The organism is Chloroflexus sp. (assembly GCF_034435895.1).
Lineage (GTDB): Bacteria > Chloroflexota > Chloroflexia > Chloroflexales > Chloroflexaceae > Chloroflexus.
The window spans coordinates 1-5,287 of the sequence record NZ_DAOTWH010000042.1 but is presented as its reverse complement, the minus strand read 5'-3'; the positions used below and the strand labels follow the sequence as shown (position 1 = coordinate 5,287).

2 protein-coding genes and 1 pseudogene are annotated in these 5,287 nt (G+C 64.4%); 2 read left to right on the top strand and 1 reads right to left on the bottom strand.

Features of this window, described 5'->3' with window-relative positions:
• A partial coding sequence (locus U9R81_RS02450; protein WP_322493944.1) for a xanthine dehydrogenase family protein molybdopterin-binding subunit occupies positions 1–1,413 on the top strand: 1,413 nt, incomplete at its 5' end.
• 334 nt (positions 1,414–1,747) lie between these two features.
• A pseudogene (locus U9R81_RS02445) lies at positions 1,748–3,006 on the top strand (S16 family serine protease); the annotation flags it as partial.
• Positions 3,007–3,152: 146 nt separating this feature from the next.
• On the opposite strand, the gene U9R81_RS02440 reads toward U9R81_RS02445, so the two are convergent.
• Positions 3,153–5,287, bottom strand: a 2,135-nt coding sequence (locus U9R81_RS02440) for a DUF2309 domain-containing protein (RefSeq protein ID WP_322493943.1), incomplete at its 5' end; no start/stop codon positions are given.

Sequence of the window (5,287 nt, the reverse complement as noted above, 5' to 3'; positions counted from 1 at the left end):
CGGCGGGCCGCTCCCGGCACGGCGCTGGGCCGGCCCGGTGTGGTACAGGTGGTGATCCGTGATGGTTTTGCCGGCTTGGTCGCCGAATCGCGCCTCGCCGCCTACGCTGCGCTCAACGACCTTGAGCTCGAGTGGGAGCTGCCGCCGCCGTTTACTCACCAAGATCTCGAAGAACGTTTGGCGGCGCAAGCCGGATCGGGGACGCCGATTCAGCAACGCGGCGATGCCAGCGCTGCCCTGCGCGGGGCAAAGGTGATTGAGGCGACCTACCGCACTCCGCTCGCCGCCCATGCCACCCTCGAACCGCAAGCAGCGCTGGTTGATGTCCAACCCGACCGGGTGCGGGCTTGGGTCAGCACCCAATCGCCGGTGCAGGTGGCCGAGTCGATTGCTGCTACGCTAGGCCGGCCAGCCGATACGGTCGAAGTCACACCCACCTACCTCGGTGGCGGATTTGGGCGCAAACTGCTGATCACCGCCGCTAACGAAGCCGCCATCCTCTCGGCCGCAGTAGGCAAGCCGGTGCATATTGGCTGGACGCGCACCGAGGAGTTTCGCTACAGCTACTTGCGCCCACCAACCTACGCCGCCTTCCGCGCCACGCTCGACGACCAAGGCAATATCATCGCGCTCGAACAACGCCACGCTAGTGGCAACGTGTTGTTCGATTTCATTCCAGCGCCGCTACAGTGGCTGCTCGGCAGCGATTTTGGCGCTTGGCGCGGCGCGCGGCTGGTCTACAACATTCCGAACCTGCTGGTCACATCGCAAACGGTCGAATTGCCGGTACCGACTGGGCCATGGCGCGGGTTAGGTTTGCTCGCTAACGTCTTTGCCGTCGAAAGCTTTATTGACGAACTCGCGCACACCGCCGGCAGCGATCCGCTCGCATTCCGGCTGCGCCACCTGCCGGACAGCGAACTCGGCCAGCGCTTCCGCGCAACGCTGCTGGCCGTCGCCGAGATGGCCGGTTGGCGCACACCAACGCCGGCGGGCCGGGCGCGCGGGATTGCGTGCAGTGTGGATATGAACACGGTTGCGGCCCACGTGGCTGAAGTGGGGTACGAAGGCGACAAACTGCGGGTCTACCGGGTGTGGGCAGCGGTTGATCCCGGTCTGGCGATTAACCCCGACGGGTTGGCCGCCCAGACTGAAGGCGGGATCATGATGGGCCTGAGCGCAACACTGTTCGAGCAGGTCACGATCAGCGAGGGCCGGATCGACGCTGGTAACTTCGATCGCTACCCGCTGCTGACCATCGCCGGCGCGCCAGAGGTGGCAGTGCAGATTCTGCGCAGCGGCGACCGGCCCTTTGGCGGCGGCGAACCGCCGATGGGGCCGATCGCGGCGGCGGTGGCCAATGCCTTTTTTGCCCTGACCGGCGAACGAAAGCGGCAACTACCATTGGTATGACAAGCCGCAGAGAGAGCAGAGACGCAAAGGATGCTTAACGCAAAGGCGCAAAGAGCGCAGAGGACGCGAAGGTTTTTTAGGTTAGGTAAGAGCGTGCTTGGCACCATCCCTACAAAACCCTCTGCGCCCTTCGCGTCCTTCGCGTCTTGGCGTTTACATGCTCTGCGCCTTACTGTTAGAGTTTCACTAGAACTTGGCCGCTGCCATTGACACACTCCCGCGCGCGTTTCACACTACCAATAGTGCGGCATAGTTGTTCCGCTTACCAATTGGGAGACGCGCTATGAGTGACGAGACGCTGCACGACTAACCGAGCGAAGAGACACCAGAGACGCTGCCGCTGATTCCGCTCGAGGGGGCAGTGGTCTTTCCCTATACCATGGTCAGTTTGACCCTCGATGAGTTGGGGGCAGCAGCGGCTGAGGCGTCCGCGCGCGAGGGGCGCAAGGTGTTGCTGGCTGCGCGCCGGCCCGATCCGCCGGCTGATGCGCCGGTCGCTGATCAACTCTTTCGGGTTGGCGTGGTGGCCCGGATCGAGCAGCTCGGCACGTTGCCCACCGGCGCGACCGGCGTGGTGGTGTGCGGGTTGGTGCGTGCCGAACTGATCGAAGCTACTCAGACGACCCCTTACCTGTGCTTCCGCTTCACCCGCCGGCCCGATGTCGTCGAGCGCACGCCTGAACTCGAGCAGTTGATGATCGAGGTGCATGCCGCCATCGATGCCGTGCTCGAATTGCGGCCCGGCGTTACCCACGAGATCCGCAATTTCGTGCGCTCGATCGACGATCCCGGCCATCTGGCCGATAATACCGGCTATTCGCCCGATTACACCTTCGCCGAACGGCAAGCACTGCTCGAAACCTTCGATGTGGTTGAGCGGCTGCGTAAAGTGCGCGAGTTCTACCGCAAGCGGCGCTGCGCTGCATCAGCAACGAATACACCCGCGAAGCCGGCGTGCGCAACCTCGAACGCTCGATCGGTGCGGTGCTGCGCAAAGTCGCCCGCCGCCTCAGCGAAGGCGAGATTGACCAAACTAGCTTGCCGTTCGTGGTTGATGCCGCCTTCGTGCGCACAGCACTAGGCCGGCCTCGCTTTACCAACGAGACCCGCGAGCGGCTTGACCAACCCGACGTGGCGATTGGGGTGGTCTGGACGCCGGTCGGCGGTGATATTATCTTTGTCGAGGCGAGTGCGGTGGAAGGGAAGAAGGAGCTGCGGATCACCGGCCAGCTCGGCGATGTCATGCGCGAGAGCGCCGAAGCCGCACTGACCTACGTCCGTTCGCGCGCCCGCTCGCTCGGCATCGAACCGGATTTCTGCGAGACCCACGCTATCCATATTCACGTGCCGGCAGGAGCGGTGCCCAAAGATGGCCCCTCGGCGGGGATTACGATGGCGACGGCGTTGGCTTCAGCCGCTACTGGCCGGCTGGTGCGCGACGACATCGCTATGACCGGTGAAATCTCGCTACGAGGGAGGGTACTGCCCATCGGCGGCATCAAAGAGAAAGCGCTCGGCGCGCACCGGGCCGGCATTCGCACCATCATTCTGCCCAAACGCAACATGCTCGATCTCGACGACCTGCCACCCGCCGGTTGCGCCACTCGGCGCAACCGGCGGGTGAGGTACCGGTGGGGTAAAATTGCATCGATGGGCGCCGCCCGGCCGGGCGGCTCTACAATTGTATCTATTCAGTACAAACATTGGGGAATCGCCCGGCCGGGCGGCGCCGGGTGATGTTACACCGCCTGCCAGCGCAACCCGCCGGCGTATTGGTGCGTCACCTTGCCGTTTTCGCCGATTGCAAACAGGTAGAGCCAGCCGTTGTCGAGCAATTGGCGCACCTGTTCGTGCTTGGCGATGATCGCGGTCATCGCATCGATCGGCGCTTCAATCAGCACGTGCAGGCGCATCGGTTCGTGGACATACTTCTCGCCGTCGTGAACCGACTGCCACGGCAACCCGACCCGCAGGTCGCCGGCGTTGCCCTCAAGCACGCCAAGCGTACCGACCACGTTGTGCAGCGTCTTGTTGCCGCTGCCGAAGACCCGGTTATCAACCGTCGAGCCGTAGTATTGCAGGTTGATCCAGCTCGCCACGATCATCGGCGCGGTGATGATCAGCTCGAGCACGCCGAAGCCTTTATCTTGCCGCCAGTCGTAATTGTGCAGGAACGAGCGCCCGTCCAACTTCACTCCAGCGGTGCGCTCGCGGGGAGCGGCAATAAACGCGGCGCAGCCGGCCAATCCCCACTCTGGCCGCACCTGCGACCAGTCTTTGCTGCGCTGGCGCACCGCCTGATCGATGTCGGCGTCCGCCTCAATCTTCAGTAACGCCGCCCGCTCGGCCCGCGCCAACCGGCCGGCAGCGGCCAGATCGGCTTCCAACTGCTTGAGGTCATCGGCGTGGCTGGCCGGCACATCGCCTTTGTCGAAGATGGTCACGTCGTCGGTGGTGGTGTCGTGCAAACCGGCCACGAACACCGTATCGGCCGGAATGTCAATCCCGCGCTGGCGCAGACCGGCCCGCACCGCCGGATCGTTGAGGATCTGCACCGCCACCCGCACGTTCGCTTCGCCGGTGTGGCCGCCGCACGCGCCGCAATCAAGGCCAGTGGCGTGTGGGTTGTTGACGGTGGTGGAACCGTGGCCGGCCAGCAGCACGATGCGAGCAAAGTTGCTGGTCATTGACATCGCCTTGAGCGCACCCTCGGCAGCGGCGATCCGCTGCTCAAGCGCCATACCGGTCACGCGACCATTGATCGGGCGTGGTTCGAGGCTCGGCTTGACCCGCGCGCGGGTATCGGCATCGAGGCCGAACGTCGCCGGATGCGGCACCGGCCGGGTGATGCCGAGCGTGTCGAGCAGCAGCTTGCGCAGATAGGCCAAGCCGACCGGCCCGACAAAGCCGAAGCACGAGACCGGGCCAAACTTGAACATCCGCCACGCCTTGGCCACGCGCTGGTTCATCGCCCGCTTGGCGATAGCGGCTTCAACCTCGGCGCTGGCCTTGCCATCAACCGACTCGGCGATCACGAACTGCGGCGTCAACAAGACCGGGCACTGCGCGCCGCCTTGCGTCTCGGCCAGCGGGATGTACTCGATCGGGAAGCCGAAGAACCCGGCAAAGCCAATCGTCTCGATTTCACCGGTCACGGTTTCGAGCGCGCGGCGGAAGATCTCTGAGCGCACGTCGATGCAGAACGCGGCTTGCGCGCGCTTGCGGGTTGCGGCAGCCACCGGCGCCGGCGCGCCGAGGCTAGCAAACAACTGGCGCTGGTAGGCCTTCTCGAAGGCGCGTTGCAGCAAGAGATCGCCGCCGATCGCCCGCTTGGTCGCTTCGTCCACCTGATCATTGCCTAATTCGCCCTTGCGCTGCTGCCACGCTTCGGCCAAGCCGGTGCGGGCAAAGCTGCGCCACAACGCCACTTCCCACACCAACCGGATCGCCAGCAGATCGGTCAAGGTTTGGTCTTGACCACCGTAGAGTTCGGCATTCCAGCGCAGGTAGCGAGCATAGCCGGCCCAGCCTTGGATCGACAACAAGAGGCGGTGGAAGTAGGCTTCAAGACCGTTGGCCGGGATCTGCAACAGCTCAACAGCGGCCACAATCGCCTCTGGCGCGGTCTGGGGCATTTCCTGCAACACGCGCTGGAAGGCGCGCGCGCCACGCACCTGCGGCGTGCGGTCGAAGGCGGCTTCGGCCCGCCACGCTGCGAAGGCCGGCAAATTGGCCCACGGCGAGCGCCAATAGGACTGGCCCAGATCGAAGTACGCGCCGGCCCAGTTTGAGATCGCGTCGGTGACAATATCGGCCCACGGCGTGCCGGTCAACTTGGCCGCGACATCGGCCACGGTAGGCAACATCTTGATCC